Annotated in this window: 24 protein-coding genes; 9 read left to right on the top strand and 15 right to left on the bottom strand. The window is 59.9% G+C overall.

Going from position 1 to position 20,130, the window contains the following annotated elements; translation table 11 throughout:
• Positions 1-63: 63 nt before the first annotated feature.
• Positions 64-918 carry a LysR family transcriptional regulator gene (locus tag FFH90_RS07635; protein WP_018926428.1) on the top strand — a complete coding sequence of 285 codons (855 nt, stop codon included), beginning with the start codon at positions 64-66 and terminating at the stop codon, positions 916-918.
• 31 nt (positions 919-949) lie between these two features.
• Here the strand turns inward: FFH90_RS07635 and FFH90_RS07630 are convergent, their stop codons facing one another.
• The 3 genes from FFH90_RS07630 to FFH90_RS07620 form a co-directional block, all read right to left on the bottom strand.
• Entirely contained in the window at positions 950-2,185 is a 1,236-nt protein-coding gene (locus FFH90_RS07630; RefSeq protein ID WP_138866929.1) for an RNA polymerase sigma factor, read from the bottom strand.
• A 76-nt stretch (positions 2,186-2,261) separates the two neighbouring features.
• Complete coding sequence (locus tag FFH90_RS07625; RefSeq protein ID WP_019651728.1) at positions 2,262-2,606, bottom strand: YciI family protein; 345 nt, start codon at positions 2,604-2,606, stop codon at positions 2,262-2,264.
• Between the two features lie 98 nt (positions 2,607-2,704).
• The gene (locus tag FFH90_RS07620; RefSeq protein WP_138866928.1) at positions 2,705-3,130 is read right to left on the bottom strand and encodes a nuclear transport factor 2 family protein; all 426 of its coding nucleotides are present in this window, start codon (positions 3,128-3,130) and stop codon (positions 2,705-2,707) included.
• A gap of 139 nt (positions 3,131-3,269) precedes the next feature.
• Here FFH90_RS07620 and FFH90_RS07615 point away from each other — a divergent pair, with 139 nt between their 5' ends.
• Together FFH90_RS07615 and FFH90_RS07610 are read left to right on the top strand one after the other, a co-directional pair.
• On the top strand, positions 3,270-3,755 hold the full coding sequence (locus tag FFH90_RS07615; RefSeq protein ID WP_111454777.1) for an N-acetyltransferase: 486 nt from the start codon (positions 3,270-3,272) through the stop codon (positions 3,753-3,755).
• A 19-nt stretch (positions 3,756-3,774) separates the two neighbouring features.
• On the top strand, positions 3,775-4,380 hold the full coding sequence (locus FFH90_RS07610; protein ID WP_007934805.1) for a pyridoxamine 5'-phosphate oxidase family protein: 606 nt from the start codon (positions 3,775-3,777) through the stop codon (positions 4,378-4,380).
• 38 nt (positions 4,381-4,418) lie between these two features.
• Here the strand turns inward: FFH90_RS07610 and FFH90_RS07605 are convergent, their stop codons facing one another.
• The 3 genes from FFH90_RS07605 to FFH90_RS07595 all read right to left on the bottom strand — a co-directional run bounded on the left by FFH90_RS07605 (position 4,419) and on the right by FFH90_RS07595 (position 6,226).
• Complete coding sequence (locus FFH90_RS07605) at positions 4,419-4,907, bottom strand: GNAT family N-acetyltransferase (protein WP_018926433.1); 489 nt, start codon at positions 4,905-4,907, stop codon at positions 4,419-4,421.
• Between the two features lie 101 nt (positions 4,908-5,008).
• Positions 5,009-5,494: a GyrI-like domain-containing protein gene (locus FFH90_RS07600; protein ID WP_138866927.1), complete on the bottom strand. Its 486-nt coding sequence runs from the start codon at positions 5,492-5,494 to the stop codon at positions 5,009-5,011.
• Between the two features lie 69 nt (positions 5,495-5,563).
• Positions 5,564-6,226 (bottom strand): LysE family translocator, encoded by a 663-nt coding sequence (locus FFH90_RS07595; protein ID WP_064616407.1) that lies wholly within the window; start codon positions 6,224-6,226, stop codon positions 5,564-5,566.
• A 139-nt stretch (positions 6,227-6,365) separates the two neighbouring features.
• Here FFH90_RS07595 and alaC point away from each other — a divergent pair, with 139 nt between their 5' ends.
• On the top strand, positions 6,366-7,583 hold the full coding sequence (gene alaC / locus FFH90_RS07590; RefSeq protein ID WP_018926437.1) for an alanine transaminase: 1,218 nt from the start codon (positions 6,366-6,368) through the stop codon (positions 7,581-7,583).
• 242 nt (positions 7,584-7,825) lie between these two features.
• Here the strand turns inward: alaC and FFH90_RS07580 are convergent, their stop codons facing one another.
• A complete protein-coding gene (locus FFH90_RS07580) occupies positions 7,826-9,178 on the bottom strand; it encodes a GntP family permease (RefSeq protein ID WP_111454775.1) in 1,353 nt (450 codons plus the stop codon).
• An 81-nt stretch (positions 9,179-9,259) separates the two neighbouring features.
• Complete coding sequence (locus tag FFH90_RS07575; protein WP_019581445.1) at positions 9,260-9,793, bottom strand: gluconokinase; 534 nt, start codon at positions 9,791-9,793, stop codon at positions 9,260-9,262.
• A gap of 215 nt (positions 9,794-10,008) precedes the next feature.
• Here FFH90_RS07575 and FFH90_RS07570 point away from each other — a divergent pair, with 215 nt between their 5' ends.
• The 3 genes from FFH90_RS07570 (at position 10,009) to FFH90_RS07560 (ending at position 12,524) form a co-directional block, all read left to right on the top strand.
• Positions 10,009-11,040, top strand: coding sequence for a LacI family DNA-binding transcriptional regulator (locus FFH90_RS07570; RefSeq protein WP_138866925.1), 1,032 nt, complete (start codon positions 10,009-10,011; stop codon positions 11,038-11,040).
• A gap of 64 nt (positions 11,041-11,104) precedes the next feature.
• The gene (locus tag FFH90_RS07565; RefSeq protein WP_018926441.1) at positions 11,105-11,737 is read left to right on the top strand and encodes a glutathione S-transferase family protein; all 633 of its coding nucleotides are present in this window, start codon (positions 11,105-11,107) and stop codon (positions 11,735-11,737) included.
• 43 nt (positions 11,738-11,780) lie between these two features.
• Entirely contained in the window at positions 11,781-12,524 is a 744-nt protein-coding gene (locus tag FFH90_RS07560; protein WP_018926442.1) for an NAD(P)-dependent oxidoreductase, read from the top strand.
• Between the two features lie 98 nt (positions 12,525-12,622).
• Here FFH90_RS07560 and FFH90_RS07555 read toward each other — a convergent pair whose 3' ends face one another.
• The gene (locus FFH90_RS07555) at positions 12,623-13,522 is read right to left on the bottom strand and encodes a LysR family transcriptional regulator (RefSeq protein WP_138866924.1); all 900 of its coding nucleotides are present in this window, start codon (positions 13,520-13,522) and stop codon (positions 12,623-12,625) included.
• 99 nt (positions 13,523-13,621) lie between these two features.
• Between FFH90_RS07555 and gstA the strand changes: the two genes are divergently transcribed.
• Positions 13,622-14,224: a glutathione transferase GstA gene (gene gstA / locus FFH90_RS07550; protein ID WP_111454773.1), complete on the top strand. Its 603-nt coding sequence runs from the start codon at positions 13,622-13,624 to the stop codon at positions 14,222-14,224.
• A gap of 57 nt (positions 14,225-14,281) precedes the next feature.
• Here gstA and FFH90_RS07545 read toward each other — a convergent pair whose 3' ends face one another.
• The 4 genes from FFH90_RS07545 to FFH90_RS07530 all read right to left on the bottom strand — a co-directional run bounded on the left by FFH90_RS07545 (position 14,282) and on the right by FFH90_RS07530 (position 17,744).
• The gene (locus tag FFH90_RS07545) at positions 14,282-15,295 is read right to left on the bottom strand and encodes an ABC transporter substrate-binding protein (protein ID WP_138866923.1); all 1,014 of its coding nucleotides are present in this window, start codon (positions 15,293-15,295) and stop codon (positions 14,282-14,284) included.
• The gene (locus tag FFH90_RS07540; RefSeq protein ID WP_138866922.1) at positions 15,292-15,855 is read right to left on the bottom strand and encodes a sigma-70 family RNA polymerase sigma factor; all 564 of its coding nucleotides are present in this window, start codon (positions 15,853-15,855) and stop codon (positions 15,292-15,294) included. Before FFH90_RS07540 ends, FFH90_RS07545 begins: the two co-directional genes overlap by 4 nt.
• A 131-nt stretch (positions 15,856-15,986) precedes the next feature.
• Complete coding sequence (locus FFH90_RS07535; RefSeq protein ID WP_111454771.1) at positions 15,987-16,778, bottom strand: phosphate/phosphite/phosphonate ABC transporter substrate-binding protein; 792 nt, start codon at positions 16,776-16,778, stop codon at positions 15,987-15,989.
• 24 nt (positions 16,779-16,802) lie between these two features.
• Positions 16,803-17,744 (bottom strand): fatty acid desaturase, encoded by a 942-nt coding sequence (locus tag FFH90_RS07530; protein WP_018926448.1) that lies wholly within the window; start codon positions 17,742-17,744, stop codon positions 16,803-16,805.
• Between the two features lie 340 nt (positions 17,745-18,084).
• Here FFH90_RS07530 and FFH90_RS07525 point away from each other — a divergent pair, with 340 nt between their 5' ends.
• Entirely contained in the window at positions 18,085-18,504 is a 420-nt protein-coding gene (locus FFH90_RS07525; protein WP_019581452.1) for a GNAT family N-acetyltransferase, read from the top strand.
• 19 nt (positions 18,505-18,523) lie between these two features.
• Here the strand turns inward: FFH90_RS07525 and def are convergent, their stop codons facing one another.
• Both def and FFH90_RS07515 read right to left on the bottom strand, forming a co-directional pair.
• Positions 18,524-19,063, bottom strand: a complete 540-nt coding sequence (gene def / locus FFH90_RS07520; RefSeq protein WP_064616393.1) for a peptide deformylase — start codon at positions 19,061-19,063, stop codon at positions 18,524-18,526.
• The gene (locus tag FFH90_RS07515; RefSeq protein WP_018926452.1) at positions 19,060-20,004 is read right to left on the bottom strand and encodes a YihY/virulence factor BrkB family protein; all 945 of its coding nucleotides are present in this window, start codon (positions 20,002-20,004) and stop codon (positions 19,060-19,062) included. Before FFH90_RS07515 ends, def begins: the two co-directional genes overlap by 4 nt.
• Positions 20,005-20,130 lie beyond the last annotated feature (126 nt).

The following is a 20,130-nucleotide window of genomic DNA, read 5'->3' as shown; positions in this document are numbered from 1 at the left end:
TGCCATGATCTGCCATCGAACCGATACTTCATAACCAATAACCATCGATCAAGGCGATAGTTCATGGCTTCCCACGAAGTGTTGCTGGCGTTTGTAGAGGCCGCGACCCAAGGCTCGTTTTCCGCCGCGGCGCGCAAGCTCGGGCGCAGTCAGTCGACCATCAGCGCCGCCGTGGCGAGCCTGGAAATCGACTTGAACCTTGTCCTCTTCGACCGCAGCAGCCGCAAGCCGAGCCTGACCCCGGCCGGGCACGTCATGCTGCAACGGGCCGAGGAGATTCTGGCCGCCACCAGCCGTCTGGAAATGACCGCCAGCCAACTGTCCCAAGGCATCGAGCCAAAGTTGACCGTGGCGATTTCCGACACTTACCAGTCCGACCGTTTCGAAGCGGCGCTCAGTGCTTTCGAGCAGCGTTACCCAGACCTGGAACTTGAATGCCTGATCGCCGAATGCGATGACCTGGTAGCACTGGTACAACGCGGCCGCGCGCACGTCGCCTTCGCCGAAATGCAGGACAGCTACCCGCCGGATCTGGTCAGTTCGACGGTGGACGAGCGCACGGAAATCGCCCTGTTCGTGTCCCACGCGCACCCATTGGCGACGCTGAACGACATCGATCAGGACGTGCTGCAACAGCACCGCGAACTGCGTCTGGCGACGATCGTCAATCCGTATGAAAGCCGCGCGAAGGGGCGGGTCTGGTCGGCGCCAAGTTACCTGATGCTGCTGGAAATGGCCCAGGGCGGGTTCGGCTGGGCACCGTTGCCGCGATGGCTGGTGGGACGGTTCGGGGCTGGTTCGTTGGTGGAATTGAAAGTGCGCGGCTGGCCAAAACCGGTGTATGTCGATGCGCTGTGGTCGCGTTTGCACCCGCCGGGGCCAGCGGGGAGTTGGTTATTGGGCAAGATGCTGGAATAGCGGTGCCCGCGATGGGGCCGGTGAAATCACATCACTCCAACGCCCGGAGCCGCCCCTCGATAAACCGCCGTTCCGGCACCTGCTGTGTCAATTCCAGCGCCCGCTGATACGCCGCTCGCGCCTCTTCCACCCTTCCCAACTGCCGGCAAAACTCTGCCCGTGCCGAATGCGCCAGGTGGTAATCCAGCAACTCGCCCCGGGCCAGAATCCCTTCGATCAACGTCAGCCCGGCCTGCGGGCCATCGCGCCTGGACAGCGCCGCCGCGCGGTTCAGTTCGATCACCGGCGACGGCACCGCCCGCAGCAGCACGTCGTACAGACCGACAATCTGCGCCCAGTCCGTCTCTGCCGCCGAGGGCGCTTCGGCATGCACCGCGGCAATCGCTGCTTGCAGGCAATAAGGTCCGAAGCGCCGTGTCGTCAACGCCCGCTCAATCAAGGCGCAGCCTTCGGCAATCAGCTCGGCGTTCCACAACGAGCGATCCTGTTCATCCAGCACAATCAGCTCACCGCTCGCGGAGGTCCTGGCCGGGCGCCGAGACTCATGCAACAGCATCAGCGCCAGCAGCCCCATCACCTCCGGTTCAGGCAACAGCTCCATCAACAACCGACCGAGACGAATCGCTTCGCGCGTCAGGTCTTCACGGGTCAGCTCGCTGCCGACAGACGCCGAGTACCCTTCGTTGAACACCAGGTAAATCACCCGCAACACGCTGTCGAGTCGCTCGGGCAGTTCCGTCAGGGTGGGCACTTGGTATGGGATTTTCGCGTCACGGATCTTGGCCTTGGCGCGCACGATGCGCTGGGCGATGGTGGCCGGTGCCGAGAGGAAAGCCCGGGCGATTTCTTCCGTGGTCAGGTCGCAGACTTCACGCAGGGTCAGCGGCACTTGAGCGTCCGCCGCCAGTGCCGGGTGACAACAGGTGAAGATCAGGCGCAGGCGATCGTCTTCCACGTCTTCGTCACTCCAGTCGGCCTGCTCCAGCGCCTCCAGTTGAGCGATCAACACCGGCCGGGATGCGTTAAAACGTGCGCGCCGGCGTAACACATCAATGGCCTTGAAACGGCCAGTAGACACCAGCCAGGTACGCGGATTGTCCGGCACGCCGTCGCGCTGCCAGCGCTCGACCGCGACGAAGAACGCCTCGTGCAGCGCTTCTTCGGCGAGGTCGAAATCGCCGAGCAAGCGGATCAGGGTCGCCAGGATTCGCCGCGACTCGTCGCGGTAAACCTGCTCGACTTGCGCCCGTACCGATTCGCCCGGCATCAGTCCGGCATGCCTGGGGCCATTTTTCGCTGGACGGATTGCACACTCATAAAAGAACTCCTGTTGTGATAGTTATTCAGACATTCAACTGGCGAACGGGCCGCACCTCGACGCAGCCGACCCGGGCCGCCGGAATGTTACCGGCGACCTGGAGGGCTTCATTGAGGTCCTTGGCATCGATCAGGTAGAAGCCGGCCAACTGCTCCTTGGTTTCAGCGAACGGGCCGTCGGTGATCGACATTTTGCCGTTGCGCATGCGCACGGTGGTCGCGGTCTGCACCGACTCCAGCGCTTCGGCGGCGATCATCCGGCCGCTGCCCTGGATCGACTCGGCATAGGCCATGCACTCGGCGTCGTTGGGGCTTTCGGGCAGCGAGTGCAATTCATGCTCGTTGCTGTAGACCAGGCATAAATACTTCATGGGACTCTCCATTTCAGGCGGCTTTGCCGTGACCGAACTGATCAACTATGGCTGTCGATTGGCGCTTTGGCGCTGCTTTCCGATAAACAGCCCGACCATCAGGGTTCCAGGTTGAACAGCGCCGCGCCGCTGGCCATGTCGAATGGAGCCGACCAGTGTTCGTGGACGATCTGCCAGAGCCCCGCTTCCTGCCGATAGCACGCGGTGACGCGCATCCAGCAAGCCTGGGTTTCACCCTTTTCATTGGTGCCGCCGCAATGCGCCAGCCAGTGAGCGAAAGCGATCTCCTGCGACGGCACGACGTTGATTTCATGGAACTCGAAAATATGCGGGCCGGGGCACATCTCCATGCATTCCTGCCAATGCGCACGGTAGGCCGCCTTGCCCTTGAATTGCAGGGCTTTGACGGCATCGAAGGAGACGATGTCGTCGGCGTACAGGGCCATGACCTTTTCCACGTCCTTGCCGATGACTGCCTGACGGTAGCTCTCGATCAAATTATGGATTTGTGTCTGAGCGTTCATGAGGGTTCTCCACGTTTTTTGTTGAAGACACCTTTAGTCGTCTGGCGAAAAGCCAAATCGACAACCGAAATAAAAATAATCCATGGAGGCAAACTCGCTAGAATCCGAGGCTCATTTGTGTTGGAAAAAGGACACTCCAGTGACAGCCCGACTCGTGCCTTACGAAAGCCTGAACGCCTTGCAGCGCCGACAGGTCGAGGCCATCGAAATCCACGCCGAACAAATCAGATTCTCCGGCGACATCCACGGTGCATTGCACACCTTGCTGTCCAAACCGGGCCCTGGCGTCAAAGGCTTTGCCCTGCTGGCCGAAGAGGTTCCGGTGGCCTTCCTGCTGCTCAAGCGTCCGCCGGTGCTGCCGGCCTGGGCCGACGAAAACAGCGCCACCCTGCACGCCCTGCAAGTCGATCACCGTGCCCAGGGCAAAGGTTACGGCAAGGCCTGCCTGCAAGCCCTGCCCGAGGTTGCGCGCCAGGCCTGGCCGGAGATCAAGGGGCTGGAGTTATCGGTGGATGCCGACAATGAATCGGCCATCGCGCTGTATGCCAAATACGGTTTTGTCGACAGCGGCGAAGCGTACAAAGGCCGGATCGGTTACGAACGACGGATGGGACTGGTTTTCTGATTCATGGAGGGATGAACGAATGTTGAACTCAATCGAAGCGCTGGAAGCGATCTACGGCCTGCCCCATGAGCGCGCGGTACGCAAGCAGATCCCGTTTTTGAACGAGGACTATCAGGCGATGGTCCGCGCTTCGCCGCTGGTGATTATCAGCTCGGTCGGCCCCGACGGCATGGACGGCTCACCGCGCGGCGATACGCCGGGTTTTGTGCGGATCATCGATGAGCGCACGCTGGCGATCCCGGATCGTCCCGGCAACAACCGCATCGACACACTGCGCAATGTCGTGCTCGATTCGCGGGTATCATTGCTGTTCATCATTCCGGGGATCGGCGAGACGTTGCGGGTCAACGGCACGGCGCAGATCAGCGCCGAGCCCGCATTGCTGGAGAGTTTTGCCGTCAATGGCAAACCGGCGCGCACGGTAATGCTGGTGACGGTGGAAGCGGCGTATTTCCATTGTTCGAAAGCGATTGTTCGTTCGGATTTGTGGAACCCCGAGCGCTACCTCGACCGCTCTGCCCTACCGACCGCCGGCGCGTTTCACAAACGGCTGAACGATGGGCAGTTCGATGCCGAGACGTATGACCGGGAAGCACCGGCCAGGGTGCGCGATAGTCTCTATTAGAGGATTGGTCGTTACCACGCTCTGCGTGGGAACGATCATCAGAGGGTGAGCACCATCTCATGCCACGCCATCCCGCCATGGTCGGACGCCGAAGGCTTGATGTAGACAAACCCAAACCCGGCATACAGTGCAATGTGCCGCTCTTTGCACATCAGGTGGATGCTTGCCTTGTTCAGTGCGCGCATGCGCTGGATGAATTCACCCATCAAGCGTTTCGCCAAGCCTTGCCCCTGATAATCCGGATGCACCACCACCGACATGATCACCACATGCGGACCGGCCGGGTCGTGGCCGATCAGTTCCTTGAACGCCTCGTCCGACATTTCCACCTCGAACGCCGCACCGGAATTGACGAAACCGGCCACAACGCCATCCACTTCGGCGACGATGAAGCCCTCGGGCCAGGTGGCGATGCGGGTGGCGATTTTCTCGCGGGTGGCGGCTTCGTCGCCTTCGTAGGCAACGGTTTCGATGGCGTAGCAACGGTCCAGGTCAGCGGGAATGACGTGGCGGATGACGGTGTTCATGGCAGCTCGGAATCGGCGGGGGAAAGGCTGGGATCATAAATTAATAAGGTGTTGATATCGATCAGAGAGGCGGACCGCCGATCCGCCCCTCGCCCCGTTCATCACGCTTTGAGCGGTACCCAGATTTCCAGCACGCCGGTATTGAGCTTCGGGTTGAAGTCTTCGCTGTAGCGTTCGAACTCCGGGGCATCCGCTGCCTCGTGACCGGACTGCGGCAACCAGGTGTTCCAGATGTACTGAAAGGTCTGGGGCAAGGTATCCAGCGAGCCCTTGTGCTCGAACACCGCGTAATACTGGGGCTGAATCTCGACCCAGCGGTATTTCTCGGGCAGGTCGTCGAGCTTGCTGATCTCGACACCGGCGATGTATTCGAAACCGCCCTTGCCATCCGGGTTGCAGCAAACGCCGTAGGTCACTTCGCCCTTTTGCCCGGGAACATTGCCGATGTGGGGAACGAATTTATCCCAGAGCTTGGGAATCTTGCCGGCCGTCTCTTGGGTAAATCGTCCGCCAAGCCCCGCTATGAGCATGAAGTGCCCGTGTTCGAAGCGTTGCTCAACCTGATCATCGCGTATTTGCTCATCCATGACTCGACTCCTGGGAACGTAAAAAGTGGGTTCGGCTGGGAGTATAGAGGCCAAACCCGATTCGCCCAGTCAGAGCCCCGGAAGCTGCCCGGCGGTGGGCGCACCGATAAACTCGTTGTAACCCGAAAGAATCACGTACACCGCGAAATAGCAGAAGATCGCGGCCGATGCCATGTAGGAATAACGCAGCAGTTTGTCTCCGAGCAGCTTGCCGCCATGGCTCGCCGCAAAGCACAGCGTGACGCACCAGAGAATTCCCGCACAGAGAAATCCACCGAGAAACAACGCCGAGCTGAGGGTGCCGCCGCCACCGGAACGGGCAATCAGGGTGCCGCCCACCGCGGCGAACCAGAGAATCGCACTGGGCGACGACATGGCGAGGAAAATCCCCCGCAAGAACTCTTTGCGATGGGAGTTGTGGCCAACGTCGGCGGTCTCGGCCAACACGGCACTGTGGTAGATCGCCGAATGAATCATCTTCGCCGCGAAGTACAGCAGCAACGCCGACCCGCCGATCCACAACACCCAACGCACGGTTTCGTATTGCAGCAATACGGTCATGCCGGCCAGTGCCAGCACTGCGTAAATCAGGTCGCCGACGCAAGTCCCCAGCCCCAGGGCAAAACCCTGGAAATAGCCGCGCTGCATCGCCAGCGTGATCATCGCGATATTGGCCACGCCGATGTCCAGGCACAGCGAAAGGCTGAGCAGGAAGCCACTGGTAAATTCCATCAACCCGTTTCCTTCGGAAAAAATTGTTTACGTAGAGGCTGGACAGTTTGCCATACCTGCCCTTACATTCCGCCACAGGCCACCGCAGTGGCCAGCGTCGCTCGGACGGTTCCGGGCGCTTACGTTATTCGAGGCAACAATGGCCGAACAAGGTTCGCCGCGCCGCTTTGCGCGCATAGATCGACTCCCCCCTTACGTTTTCAACATCACTGCCGAGCTGAAGATGGCCGCCCGTCGTCGTGGCGAAGACATCATCGACTTGAGCATGGGCAACCCCGACGGCGCCACGCCGCCGCACATCGTCGAAAAACTGGTCACCGTCGCCCAGCGCGAAGACACCCACGGCTACTCCACGTCCAAAGGGATTCCGCGCCTGCGCCGGGCGATTTCCAATTGGTACAAGGATCGCTACCAGGTTGATATCGACCCGGAAAACGAAGCCATCGTCACCATCGGTTCCAAGGAAGGCCTGGCGCATTTGATGCTGGCCACCCTCGACCAGGGCGACACCGTGCTGGTGCCGAACCCGAGCTACCCGATTCACATCTACGGTGCCGTGATTGCCGGCGCCCAGGTGCGGTCGGTGCCGCTGATCCCTGGCGTGGATTTCTTCGCCGAGCTGGAACGGGCGATTCGCGGTTCGATCCCGAAACCGAAGATGATGATCCTGGGCTTTCCGTCCAACCCCACCGCCCAGTGCGTGGAGCTGGACTTCTTCGAGCGGGTGATCGCCCTCGCCAAACAGTACGACGTTCTGGTGGTGCACGACCTGGCCTACGCCGACATCGTCTACGACGGCTGGAAAGCCCCGTCGATCATGCAAGTGCCCGGCGCCAAGGACATCGCGGTGGAGTTTTTCACCCTGTCCAAGAGCTACAACATGGCGGGCTGGCGCATCGGCTTCATGGTCGGTAACCCGGAGCTGGTCAACGCTCTGGCGCGGATCAAGAGCTACCACGACTACGGCACCTTCACCCCGCTGCAGGTCGCGGCCATTGCGGCGCTGGAAGGCGATCAGCAATGCGTGCGCGACATTGCCGAACAGTATCGCCAGCGTCGCAACGTGCTGGTCAAAGGCTTGCATGAATTGGGCTGGATGGTCGAGAACCCGAAGGCGTCGATGTATGTCTGGGCCAAGATTCCCGAGGCTTATGCACACCTGGGCTCGCTGGAATTCGCCAAGAAACTGCTGGCCGAGGCCAAGGTCTGCGTCTCGCCGGGTGTCGGGTTTGGTGAGTACGGGGACGATCATGTGCGCTTCGCGCTGATCGAAAACCAGGACCGGATTCGTCAGGCCGTACGCGGAATTCGCGGGATGTTTCGGGCGGATGGGTTGGTCACCAAAACCAACGCCTGACACACAAAACCCTGTGAGAACAAACATCTGTGGCGAGGGAGCTTGCTCCCGCTGGGGCGCGAAGCGGCCCCAAAACCAATCACCATGTTTTTTTCAGATAGAACACGGTGGACGGATTTACGACTGCTACGCAGCCGAGCGGGAGCAAGCTCCCTCGCCACAAAAAGCTTGCTCGACATTGGGTTAGATCTCACCCACAAAAAAACCGCATCGCTGCGGTTTTTTTGTGTTGGCCGTTCGTGTCAGACGAACAATGACAACAGCAGGATGAAGCCCAGGCCTACCACGGACAGGATGGTTTCCATCGCGGTCCAGGTCTTGAAGGTTTCCGCCACGGTCATGTTGAAGTACTGCTTCACCAGCCAGAAACCGGCGTCGTTGACGTGGGACAGGATCAACGAACCGGCACCGGTGGCCAGCACCAGCAGCTCACGGTTCACACCCGGAATCATCCCCACTACCGGCACCACGATGCCGGCGCCAGTGATGGTCGCCACGGTTGCCGAACCGGTCGCAATGCGAATCACCGCGGCTACCAGCCAGGCCAACAGGATCGGCGAGATCTGAGCCGCCACTGCCATGTGACCGATCACATCACCTACACCACTGGTCACCAGCATCTGCTTGAAACCGCCACCGGCACCGATGATCAGGATGATCGCGGCGGTCGGCGCAAGGCTCGAGTCCAGCCATTTGAGCATCTGTTGCGAACCGATGCCCTGCTTGTAGCCGAAGGTGTACAGCGACAGCAGCAATGCCAACAGGAGGGCCGAGATCGGGTGACCGATCAGGTCCATGAAGGTGCGGAAGAAGTTGCCATCCGGCAGCACCACATCGGCAAAGGTCTTGAGCAGCATCAGGAACACAGGCGACAGCACGGTGACCAGGGTAATGCCGAAGCTCGGCAGATCGGCGGAATCCGACTCCCGCGCCAGTTGGTCCACCAATTCCTGGTTTGGATGACCGGGAATGTACTTGGAAATGAACGTACCGTAGATCGGACCGGCGATGATGGCGGTCGGCAGCGCAACGATCAGGCCGTAGAGAATGGTTTTACCAATGTCGGCACCGAACACGCCGATCGCCAGCAGCGGCCCCGGGTGCGGTGGAACCAGACCGTGCACGGCGGACAGACCGGCCAGCAGCGGGATACCGATCTTGATGATCGACACGCCGGTACGACGGGCGACGATGAACACCAGCGGGATCAGCAGCACGAAGCCGATTTCGAAGAACAGCGGGATGCCGACCAGGAAGGCCGCGAACATCATGGCCCACTGCACCTTGTCCTTGCCGAAGGCCCGAATCAGGGTCTGGGCGATCTGATCCGCCCCGCCGGACTCGGCCATCATTTTGCCGAGCATGGTGCCCAGCGCCAGAATGATCCCGACGAAACCGAGAACGCCGCCGAAACCATCCTGGAATGCCTTGATGATGGTGCCGATCGGCATGCCGGAGGTCAGCCCGAGGAACGCGGCGGCGATGATCAATGCAATGAACGGGTGAAACTTGAACTTGGTGATCAGGACAATCAAGCCGATCACCGTGACCACTGCATCGAGCAGCAGAAACGACTCGTGGGACATGCCAAACATGGGGGGTGTCTCCTGTTTGTTGTTGTTATTAAAGCGATTAATCAGAAGCCGTCAGGACAGCGCTATCTTTTGCAGCAAAACTCAACTGGCGAGTTTCAGGCCGTGATCGAGCCACCAACGGTGGGCCTGAGCGGCCAATTCGTCGACGCTGTAACTTGAAGCATCCAGAGCCAGGGTCAGGGGCTCACCAACGGGCGATTCAAGGGTGGCGAACTGGCTGTCGATCAGGGTCGACGGCATGAAGTGGCCCGGCCGATGGGAGACACGATCGGCGGCGACTTCAGGGGTCAACTCAAGGAACACAAAGCCCAGGCCCGGCAAGGCACTGCGCAAGCGTTCGCGGTAACTGTGTTTGAGGGCCGAACAGGTCAGCACCGGGCGCTCGCCACGGGCGTCGACGCGGCGCAGTTCATCGCACAGGCTGTCGAGCCAGCCGGCACGGTCTTCGTCGTTCAGGGGGATACCCGCGCTCATCTTTTCGATATTGGCGGCAGGGTGGAAAGTGTCGCCTTCAATGGCGGTTGCGCCGCTGAGCTGGCACAGGGCCTGGCTGACACACGTCTTGCCGCAACCGGCAACGCCCATGATGACCAGGGCGGTGATGGGATGATTCATGTAACACCTCAGCGCGCAGACAGCGCTACCTTTGCTACGTAAAACTCTAGTGCAAAAGCAGATGTTGCCGACGCCTTCTTGTCATTTTTGTGGGTTGCAGCATGTTCGTTCTCGATGCCGAAAAGCGAGGATCAGGCAAACCCCGCTCACGCATTTGCAGCTGCATCGAGACAGCGCTACCTTAGTGCCTTGAATTTTGTTTGGCAAGCCGTCCGATGAATACCCCTAAAAACGATAAAAATACACGAACCACTGGCCGTCCTACCCTCAACGAAGTCGCGCGCCTGGCCGGTGTCAGCCCGATTACAGCCTCCCGCGCCCTGCGTGGCGTCAGCACGGTGGCCACCGAACTGGTGGAAAAAGTCCAGAAGGCTGCCCTCGAGTTGAACTACGTGGTCAACCCCGCCGCCCGTGCTCTGGCCTCGGCCCAGAGCCATTCCGTCGTGGTGTTGGTACCGTCATTATCCAACTTGCTGTTCATCGACACGCTGGAAGCCATTCATCAGGTTTTGCGACCAAAGGGCTTCGAAGTGCTGATCGGTAACTTCCATTACTCGCGCGATGAAGAAGAAAACCTGCTGCGCAACTACATGGCTTATCAGCCGCGCGGCTTGCTGCTGACCGGTTTCGACCGCACCGAAAGTTCGCGGCGGATGATCGAGGCCAGCAACATTCCCTGCGTCTACATGATGGAACTGGACAGTGCGGCGGGACTCAATTGCGTCGGTTTTTCGCAGCTGGCCGCCGGCGAAATAGCTGCCGAGCATTTGCTGTCGCGCGGTCGCAAACGCCTGGCTTATATCGGAGCGCAGCTGGATCAGCGCACGTTGCTGCGGGGCGAAGGTTTCCGTCGGGCGCTGCAAAAGGCCGGGCGCTACGACCCGGATCTGGAAGTGTTGACGCCACGGGCCTCATCGGTCGGACTCGGTGGCGAACTGTTCCTGCAATTGCTGGCTGCGCATCCAGACCTCGATGCGATCTTCTTCGGCAACGACGACCTGGCCCAGGGCGCACTGCTCGAAGCCTTGCGCTGCGGGATCAAGATCCCCGAACAGGTGGCGATCCTCGGCTTCAACGACCTGCCCATGTCCGAACACATGGTGCCGCGCCTGAGTAGCATCAATACGCCTCGAGAGGCCATTGGCCGTCGTTCGGCCGAGTTGATGCTGACCTTGATGGCCGGCAATTCGGTGGCCAAACCGGTGCAGGACATGGGGTTTGAATTGAAGGTGCGCGAGAGCACCTGATACGCAATCATCCCTTTGCTCGTGCTAGATTCCCGGCACCTGTAACAGCAAACGGAGAAGCTCAATGGGACATGCGCTGAAGATTTTGGGTCGGGCCTCGTCAATCAACGTCAGAAAGGTCCTGTGGGCCTGCGATGAACTGGGCGTTTCCTACGAACGGGAAGACTGGGGCAGCGGTTTTGCCTCGACCCAGAGTCCGGAGTTTCTCCAGCTCAACCCTAACGCACAGGTGCCGGTGCTCATCGACGAAGCCGGCGTGCTGTGGGAGTCCAACACCATCTGCCGCTATCTGGCCGGCAAATACCAAAACACCGATCTGTTGCCCATCGAGCCGGCGGCGCGCGCTCGCGTGGAACAGTGGATGGATTGGCAAGCCACCGAACTCAATCCGTCCTGGGGCTACGCCTTTTTTGCGCTGGTGCGGCAATTGCCGAACTTCCAGGACGCGCAGCGGATCGCCGATGGCGTTCGCGGCTGGAACGCGAAAATGGGCATCCTTGAACAACAACTCGCGTCGACCGGTGCGTATGTCGCCGGACCTCGGTTCACCCTGGCCGATATCCTCATCGGCTTGTCGGTCAACCGCTGGCGGATGACCCCGATGGAGCGCCCGGACTATCCCGCCGTCGACGCGTATTGCCAACGACTGGCATTGCGACCGGGGTTCATGGAACACGCCTGCAACGGCGTGCCATAACGCCAAACCCGCTCCCTCTGCCCTTCCATAAAAAGAGAACCCCATGAACGGACTCAACGTACTGCTGACCGGCGCCTGCGGCAGAATCGGCAAAACCTTTTTTGAAGCTTCGCAGGACCGCTACACCTTCGTGCTGACGGATCGTATCGAGCCCGACTTCAATGTCGAAGCACCGCATCGCTTTGTACGCCTGGACCTGTCCGACCTCACCGCCATAAGCGAAGTGCTGAAAGGCATCGACGTCATTGTGCATCTGGCCGGCATCCCTCACGCCACCGCCTCTTTCGATGAGTTACTGCCCAACAATATTCTGGCCACCACTTACCTGTTCGAAGCCGCCGTGGCTGCGGGTTGTAAACGATTGGTGTTCGCCAGCAGCGCGCAGACCATCGAGGGCTATCCGGTGGACCGGCAGATCACACCGGGCATGCAGGTGATGCCGGCCAATCTGTATGGCGTCAGCAAGTGTTATGGCGAAGCCTTGTGTGCGTTCTACGCTGCCAAACACAACCTCTCGAGCATTGCCATACGCATCGGCGCTTTCGAGTTTGCGGACCGTCACGAATTGACCAACGCTCGCGACCTGAGTGCATGGCTCAGCCCTCGTGATGCAGTGCAGTTGCTGCAACTCTCTGTGGAGGTCGAAGGTGTGCAACACCTGATCGCCCACGGTATCTCCAATAACCGTTTCAAACGCCTGGACCTCAGTGAAACTACCCGGGTGTTGGGTTATAGGCCGGTGGACGATGCATTTCAGGAGTTCGACATTCCCATTGGGTTTCCTTGACGGTGCGTCTCCAGAATCCGGGCAACGTGGTTCTTGCGCTGTAGCCTGAGGTCGGTCGACCTCTGCCGCTCGGCGGCAAGGGTTGATCGCCCTCCTTTTCAGTTCCCGGACGAATCAGCCGATAACTGATGTTCTGCGAGCATCCTCAGCAGCGCCCGCACCGCCGCCGAAGGTTCTTTGTCGGGCGCGACCACCAAGGCAAACTCCCGGTCGATGCGCGGCGTCACCGGCACTATCCGCAAGCCTTGGCGATGAGTCGGCAGGGTCATTTCCGGCACCACGGTCACGCCGATGTTTTCCCGCACCAGGGTGAACGCACTGCTCCACTCACGCACCTCGGCCCGCACATCCAGCAGTTGCAACCCGGCATCAGCCGCCAGGCTGCGGGCATTGGTCGAGCACCCGCCCGTGGCCAGCACAAAGGGTTGCTGCGCCAGTTCCGCCAGTGAGACGCCCTCTTCATTCGAGCGACGCGCCAAGGGATGGCCACCGGGCAAAACCGCCACCCAGGCATCACGCCCCAAACGTCCGGCATTGCGCGCGGGTGCCGGGTTCAACGCCACACCGACATCCACCAGCCCGGCACTGAGCAACGTTTCCACTTCATCGTCGCTGACCTCCAGCGCCACCACTTGAATGCCGGGATACAGCCGATTGAACTGGCGTAACAGTGACGGCAGGAACGTCGTCAGCACCAAAGGAAAACTGGCCAGACGAATCGTCCCGCGCTGGATGCCTTTAGCGGCGTCGACGGTGCTGCGAATGTTTTCCAGGGCACCAAGCATGGTTCGTGCCTGTTCGATCACAGGCAAGCCGATGGCGGTCGGCAAGGTCTGGCGGTTTTCCCGGCTGAACAGCTGAACGCCCAGGGTTTCTTCAATCAAGGCCAGTGCCTGGCTGGCACCGGACTGAGTCATGCCGACCCGCTCAGCGGCGCGGGTAATGTTGCCGGTATCGGCCACCGCCACCACCATTCGCCAATGCATCAAGTTCATCATGGCAGTAGCTTTCCTTATGGCAGTTTTCTGAAAGATTAATTTTACCGAGGGTGCCGCGCACTATGACACTGGCGCAAATCCGCAACCAGAGCCCAGCCCATGAAGTTGTATTACATCCCGCAAGCCTGCTCATTGGCGCCGCACATTGTGCTGCGCGAACTGGAGCTGCCGTTCGAGTTGGTCCGCGTCGACAACAGCAGCAAGAAAACCGTCACCGGTGATGACTTCCTCGCCATTAACCCCAAAGGCTACGTCGCGGCATTGCAGCTGGATAACGGCGATGTGCTGACCGAGGGCCCGGCGATCCTGCAGTACCTGGCGGATCTGCACCCGGAGGCAAACCTGGCACCGGCGAGCGGAACGTTCGAGCGGGTGCGGTTACAGGAATGGCTGAACTTCGTTTCGACCGAGATTCATGGCGGGCTGGGTTGGCTGTTCAATCCGCAGTTTGCGGACGAGGTGAAGGCGCTCATCAAAGAGAAACTGTTCAAGCGCTTTGCCGTGTTGAGCCGGACGCTGGAGCGGCAGGACTACTTGATGGCCGGCGGGTTCAGCATTGCCGATGCGTATCTGTTTACGGTGTTGCGTTGGGCTCGGCTGTTTGCGATTGATCTGGATGATTGGCCGGCGTTGGCGCGCTTTCAGGCGCGGGTTGATCAGCGGCCGAGCGTGAAAGCGGCATTGGCGGCGGAGTTGGTGTAAGGCTTTAGATCGCTTCGCGGGCAAGCCCGCGATAGCTATCTATCAAACACCGCTGAACTACAAACTCGCACTCACTTTGCTCGCCACCTCACCCGGCACCCAGCCCTTCCACACTTGCGGCTGATCGCGCAAAAACGCTTCGGCGACCTGACGCGGTTGCTGGCGTTTTTCGCTCATCTGCCCCAGGGTCTGGTTCAGCAGATCGATCGGCAAATCGACCTTTTCGAAGAACGCCACCAGGTCCGGGTACTGCGCCTTGAACGGTGCCGACACGCCGATGGCCAGGCTGGCCGGCATCGAACGCGTGCCCTTGGGGTTCGGATGGTTGGCATCGGCCAGGGTTTTCCAGGCTTGCGCGTCGAACGGTGGCTCTTCGAGTTTCACCAATTTGAAGCGGCCCAACAGTGGCGTCGGCGACCAGTAGTAGAACAGCACCGGTTTGCCCCGGCGGATCGATGAAGCGACCTCGGCATCCAGTGCCGCGCCGGAACCGGTGCGGAAGTTGACGTAGCTGGCGGTCAGGTCATAGGCCTTGAGTTTCTGGCTGTTGACGATCTCCGACGTCCAGCCGGTCGGGCTGTTGAGGAAGCGTCCGCGGCTTGGGTCTTCGGGGTCGCGGAATACGTCCTTGTAGCGGGCCAGGTCGGCGACGGATTTCAGCTCCGGCGCCAAGGGCTTAATGCCGCGCTCCGGGTCGCCCTTGATCACGTATTCCGGCACCCACCAGCCTTCGGTGGCGCCTTTGACGGTATCGCCCAAACCAAACACTTTGCCCTCCGATGCCGCCTTGACCCAGGCCGGACTGCGCCCGGCCCATTCTTCGCCGATCACCTGAATGTCGTTCTTGGCCAACGCGGCTTCGAGGCTGACGGTGCTGCCGGGCAAGGTGTCGGTTGGGTAGCCATAACCTTTCTCGACGATCAGCCGCAGGATCTCTGTGATCAGGCTGCCGCTTTCCCAAGTAATGTCGCCGAAATGGATGGGTGTGGTTTTTTCTGCGGCGGGAACATGGCCAGCCACAAGGCTCAGGGCCAGCAGCGAACTGCCGAGCAGGGTTTTGATCGATCTCATGCGGACCTCCGGGTCTGGGGTGTTCGGTTCAAGGACGTTCGGTTCAAGGGTTCGTTGGCGCTGTGCAGCGCGCACAGAGCCTGGGAACGGGTCATGTAAACGCTGACCGAACGCTGGGAAATGCCCAGTTCGGCGGCAATTTGTGGGTAGGTCAGGCCGTCGACTCGCGACAGCAGAAACGTTGCCCTGACCTGGCCCGGCAGGCGGCCGAGGGTTCGATCCAGGTGCTTCAGGGTCTGGGAGAACTGCGCCAGGTCTTCAGGCGATGGCCCGCCAATCGGATCAGTCGGCAGTAACTGCTCGAGGTGTTGGCGTTCCAGATCCCGATGGCGCCACAGCTGATAAATCAATCGCTGGGCGATGGTAGTGAGTAAGGCGCGGGGTTCGCGAATCGGCGTCAGGCCCGGCGACTCGAGCAATTGCACGAAGGTTTCGGCGGCAATGTCTTCGACACTGGGACTGGCTCCCAGATATCGGCGCAGGCGTGCGCACAGCCAGGCGTAGTGGGCGCGGAACAATCCGCCCACGTCGTTGCGATGGGAAACGTCGGCGCCGGACATAGGGGCTCCTTGGGTTAGGGGTCGCTGAATGTCCGGTGATCCGGTGGCGCGATCCTAGCAAGGAGCCTTATTCATTAAAAATACTTAAAATGAATTTTTATATTCCATAAATGAATTTACATGAATGAGCCTCATCGCAACCGCCCATACCCCAGCGCTTCGGCGTCCCGCTGATAATCGAGAATAATCTGATAGTCGCTCTCGCTGGCGGGCAACACTTCTTGCAGGCCCAACGTCTCGGCGACCTCGGGCAGTTCCTTCAATGTCTGGTTCATCACCTGTCGAAGCTGTTCAGCCTGCACATCAGTGGTGTCAGCCGCCGCGATGTACGGCAACGTCGGACTGAACGCGGTGCGCGCCAATATTCTCAAGCCAGCGACTTCTGCCTGGGCGTGCTGCGCCAGATAGGCGAAGGTCACGCTGTCGATGGCGGCCAGGTCCGCCAGGTCGTCACGCAGCCAGCGCAGGCTTTCGCGGTGGCTGCCGCTGATGGCGACACGGGCAAAAAACTGCCCGTCGCGGTGCAACGGCGCCAGTCGGTGACGCAACAGGTTCATGCCACTGTTGGAGTCTTCACCGTTGATCACGCCGCGACTGCCGCGCAAGGCCGACAAGGTTCTTCGAGGATCATCGGCGCGAGTCAGCAACAGGCTGCAATGGTTGCCGCCGCTGCTGTCCGGCAGTTCATAACGAGGACGACCAATGACCCGGACGCGACCGCGCAAGGCTGTCATCAACGGGTAACCACAGGTTTGGGTCAGCAGCAGGTGCGGGGATAGCCAAAGGTCCATCAGCGACAGTTCTTCGGCATCAAGGCGGGTGCTGCCGAGCTGTTCGAGTATCTGCGACAGCCAACGCTCGTTGGCTTGGTGGATCGGCTCGGGAGCGACGTACATCAGTAATTCAGCAAGGTGTTGTGTCATCGAATATTTCTTCACCAGTGAAAATCAATGAAACGGATGCCGCGGACTGTCAATCGCCCTCACCCCGTGCCAACGCACCCACTGGCCATAACCCCGCACCAGAAACCCGCCACTGCGCGCCAGCCATTGCTCGCGACGCGCGCGGTACACCCGTGGCAAGTCGTACCAGGGCAGCCCCGGCAAGTCGTGGTGCACCAGGTGCAGATTGAGATTCAGGAACAACCAGCGCCACGGCCACCCCGCTTCATTGATGACGGTGCGTTGCTCCGGTTGCGCATGCGGACGGTGTTCATAGTAGGAGCGAATCATTGCAATCGACAGCGCCGGCACGCTGATCAGCGACAGGTAATACCAAACCGGAAGCACGCTGTAGCGCGCGATGAACGCCAGCATCAGCAGCGTCAGCGCACCATGGCTCAGCCACATCAACCAGGCTTGGCGCTCACCCGTTTTCAGCCGTTGCAGCTCCTCCCGCACCAGCGCCAGCAAGGCCAGTGGCGCACCGAGGGCCAAGCGCCCCAGCACGGTTTTGTTTAGCCAGTGCAGGCCCTGTTCGAACAGCGAACTGCGCTGCCACTGTTCAGCGCTCAGGTAACGGCTTTCCGGGTCGCTACCTGGGATGGTCAGGTCTTCGTCGCGGTGATGCAGCAAATGGCTGTCGCGGTACAAGGTGTAGGGATACCAGACCGCAAACGGCGCATAACCGAGGACTTTATTCAGCATTGGCCAACGGGTGGGATGACCGTGCAGCAATTCGTGCTGCACCGACAACCACAACACCAGCAGTGGAATCAGCAACAACGTGCTCCACCAGAGCCCCAACCGGGCACTGCCCAGCACAATACTGAACCAGCCGACGTAAACGCCGATCAGCAACAGCCAGGTCGGCCACTCGGTGCGAGCGGTGAAACGTTGGCGCAGGGTTTCGATTTCTTCACGATGGGCAGCGTCAAAGTAATGGGGCATGGCTTTGCTCAGAACGGGAACCAATCCCCCTCTGTGCAACGGCGCCGGGATTTCTTGCAGATTGTTTGGTTATTTCGATAGACGCAAAAAACAGGAGCCCGAGGACTCGGGCTCCATGGACGCGGGATCAGTGGCCGAACACATTCACCTTCTTGGCTTTCTTATCCGCGCGTTTTTCAATTGCGGTTTTCGCCGGTTTTTTCTTCGCGGCTTTCTTTGATTCCATACCTTTGGACATGATGCGTACTCCACTAACAGGGGATGTGAGATCAGGTATACACCTATCCCGGCGCGCGTGTTCTTTTATAATCTGTGCCCTGCCCACCGACTGTCCGAGCCCATGCCCAACACCCAGTACACCGTGCTCGACGCGCCGTTATGGCCGTTGATGAACAAGTTTTACCGCGCCCACCAATCGTCGATGAAAGCGGTGCGAGACGCTCAATTGTGGGTCGCAAGACGTGAAGAGATCATCGCGGCGCTGTGTTTGCGGCCGGTGGCCGGCGGGCATTGGCTGACCGGGCTGTTTGTCGACCCGAGCTGTCGCGAACAAGGAATCGCCGCGACGTTGATCGCCCACGCCGTCAAGCACCTTGAAGAGCCGGTCTGGCTGTTCTGCCATCCGGATTTGCGTGGCTTTTATGAGCGTCGTGGTTTTACCTTCGACCCGCCCCTGCCCTACGCCCTGGCCGAACGGTTGAGCCGTTATGCGCGCAGCAAACCGATGATTGCCATGGGTTTGCAACCAGGTTCGGCATGAACAGCGATCCTTTAGCGATTCAATCGTCCGCCGCAGGATCAAGGTCCGGGAACATCACTTCGGTAAACCCGAACTTGCTGAAGTCGGTGATGCGCGAGGGGTATAACCGGCCGATCAGGTGATCGCATTCATGCTGCACCACCCGTGCATGAAATCCCGAGGCAATGCGCACGATCGGCTCGCCCTTGGGATCAAAGCCTTCATAGCGAATCTGCTGATAGCGATCCACCGCCCCGCGCAGGCCCGGCACCGACAGGCAGCCTTCGAAACCCTCTTCGAGGGTCGGGCTCAAGGGCGTGATCAACGGATTGATCAGAATCGTCTGCGGCACCGCTTCGGCGTCCGGATAGCGCTCGCTGTGCTCAAAACCGAAGATCACCAGTTGCAGGTCGACACCGATCTGCGGCGCGGCCAGGCCGACCCCGCCGACGCTTTCCATGGTCTGGAACATGTCATCGATCAGTTGCCACAATTCGGGGCTGTCGAACATTTCCGCCGACACCGGCGGAGCGATGCGCAGCAGGCGTTCATCGCCCATTTTCAGAATTTCACGGATCATTTTATGACTTCGTCAGTGGTCGGCTGGATAGAGTGATCTCGCCCCAGTCCTGAGACATGCTGTTTGGGTTCTTCGTGCACCTTTTCACCGGGTTTCTTGCCTTCGGATGACATGTGCTCGATCACCGCGTTCATTTCCGCACCGAGCAGCAGCACCGCGGCGGAAATATAGAAGTACAGCAACAACACGATGATCGCGCCGATACTGCCATACATGGCGTTGTAGTTGGCGAAGGTTTTGACGTACAGACCGAAGCCCAGCGAAGCGACGATCCAGACCACCACGGACAACACCGCACCCGGGGTGATGAAGCGAAACTCTTGTTTGACGTCGGGCATGACGTAGTAAATCAGCGCCACCGCCATCATCAACAGAATCACGATCACCGGCCAGCGCGCGATGGTCCAGACGGTCACAATGAAATCTTCAAGGCCCACCTGCGAAGCGATCCATGCCATCACCTGCGGCCCGAGCACCATCAGCGCAGCGGCGGCCAGCAGCATGCCGGCAATGCCGATGGTGTAGAAAATCGACAGCGGAAAACGCTTCCACACCGGACGGCCTTCAACCACGTCGTACGCGGCGTTCATCGCACTCATCATCAGCCGCACACCAGCGGACGCGGTCCACAGGGCGATCACGATACCCACCGAGAGCAAACCACCCTTGGATTGCTGGAGCTGGTCGATCACCGGGTTCACCTGTTCCAGCGCCTGGGGCGGCAGCACCAGTTCCGATTGCAGGCGCAGCCAGGAGAAGAAGTCCGGCAAGTGCAGGAAGCCGATCAGGGCAATCAGGAACAGGATGAAAGGAAACAGCGAGAACAGCATCTGATAGGCGAGCGCCGAGGCATAGGTCGACATCTCGTCGGCGACGAACTCGGTGACCGTGCGCATCATCACGCGATGCAGGGGCAGACCTTTCATGGTCGGGAAAAACATTAGCGTCTCGCCGCAAAAAAGTTGAAGTCATGGCGACTCAGGGGCCGTTTTCTACAACAAAGTAGCCTACTTGGCGACTTTGAAACAATTTCCTTGCTCAAGTTCAAGCTGACACAAAAACGGCCA

Source organism: Pseudomonas sp. ATCC 43928, assembly GCF_005938665.2.
Taxonomy (GTDB): Bacteria; Pseudomonadota; Gammaproteobacteria; order Pseudomonadales; family Pseudomonadaceae; genus Aquipseudomonas.
Note: the sequence above shows the minus strand (reverse complement) of the source record. Positions and strands in the feature narration are given on the sequence as shown.